1 protein-coding gene and 2 rRNA genes (1 of these 3 cut by a window edge) are annotated in these 1,439 nt (G+C 52.4%); 1 reads left to right on the top strand and 2 read right to left on the bottom strand.

What is annotated here, in order from left to right; genetic code table 11:
- Positions 1-8: 8 nt before the first annotated feature.
- A 5S ribosomal RNA gene (gene rrf, locus GGR41_RS13000) occupies positions 9-123 on the bottom strand.
- On the opposite strand from rrf, the gene GGR41_RS13230 reads away from it, so the two are divergent.
- Complete coding sequence (locus tag GGR41_RS13230; protein ID WP_268235115.1) at positions 112-234, top strand: hypothetical protein; 123 nt, start codon at positions 112-114, stop codon at positions 232-234. The genes rrf and GGR41_RS13230 overlap by 12 nt on opposite strands.
- A 45-nt stretch (positions 235-279) precedes the next feature.
- Here GGR41_RS13230 and GGR41_RS12995 read toward each other — a convergent pair.
- A 23S ribosomal RNA gene (locus GGR41_RS12995) occupies positions 280-1,439 on the bottom strand (its annotated part continues 1,267 nt past the right edge of the window); the annotation flags it as partial.

Here is a 1,439-nt window from a genome sequence, read left to right as displayed (position 1 = left end):
GTATAAGAGCTTGACGATGACCTACTTTCACAGGCGCGCAGCCCACTATCATCGGCGCGAAAGCGTTTCACTGTCCTGTTCGGAATGGAAAAGGAGTGGTTCCACCTTGCTATGGTCGTCAAGCGTAAAGCGGTTACTGGTGGCCATGGGCCACACAGTCAATCTGGGAAAAAGCACGCGCTGATCAGTACGGATCAGCACTTTGTGTATTCGTTTATTGGGATTGCGTTATAAGTTTTTGATGTACGACACTTGAAACTCAGTAACCTAAAAGGTTATAGGATCAAGCCGCACGGGCAATTAGTACTGGTTAGCTACGTGCATTACTGCACTTCCACACCCAGCCTATCAACGTCCTGGTCTCGAACGACCCTTCAGGGGGGTCAAGCCCCCGGGATACCTAATCTTCAGACGAGTTTCCCGCTTAGATGCCTTCAGCGGTTATCTCTTCCGTACTTAGCTACTCGGCGATGCCATTGGCATGACAACCGATACACCAGCGGTACGTCCACTCCGGTCCTCTCGTACTAGGAGCAGGCTCCGTCAAGTATCCAACGCCCACGGCAGATAGGGACCAAACTGTCTCACGACGTTTTAAACCCAACTCACGTACCTCTTTAAATGGCGAACAGCCATACCCTTGGGACCGGCTACAGCCCCAGGATGAGATGAGTCGACATCGAGGTGCCAAACACCGCCGTCGATATGAACTCTTGGGCGGTATCAGCCTGTTATCCCCAGAGTACCTTTTATCCGTTGAGCGATGGCCCTTCCATACAGAACCACCGGATCACTATGTCCTACTTTCGTACCTGTTCGACGTGTCAGTCTCACAGTTAAGCACGCTTATGCCATTGCACTATCAAGACGATTTCCGACCGTCTCTAGCGTACCTTCGAACTCCTCCGTTACACTTTAGGAGGAGACCGCCCCAGTCAAACTGCCCACCATGCACGGTCCCCGATCCGGATAACGGACCTAGGTTAGAACCATAAACAGACCAGGGTGGTATTTCAAGGTTGGCTCCACGCAGACTAGCGTCCACGCTTCAGTGCCTCCCACCTATCCTACACAGGCCGGTTCACGATCCAATGCAAAGCTACAGTAAAGGTTCATGGGGTCTTTCCGTCTAGCCGCGGGTAGATTGCATCTTCACAACCACGTCAACTTCGCTGAGTCTCAGGAGGAGACAGTGTGGCCATCGTTACGCCATTCGTGCAGGTCGGAACTTACCCGACAAGGAATTTCGCTACCTTAGGACCGTTATAGTTACGGCCGCCGTTTACCGGGGCTTCGATCAAGAGCTTGCACCCCATCACTTAACCTTCCGGCACCGGGCAGGCGTCACACCCTATACGTCCACTTTCGTGTTTGCAGAGTGCTGTGTTTTTAATAAACAGTCGCAGCCACCGATTCACTGCGGCCCCTTCATGCTTTGT

This window comes from Paenalcaligenes hominis (assembly GCF_011927625.1).
Taxonomy (GTDB): domain Bacteria; phylum Pseudomonadota; class Gammaproteobacteria; order Burkholderiales; family Burkholderiaceae_B; genus Paenalcaligenes; species Paenalcaligenes hominis.
This window is presented reverse-complemented; position numbering and strand designations above follow the sequence as displayed.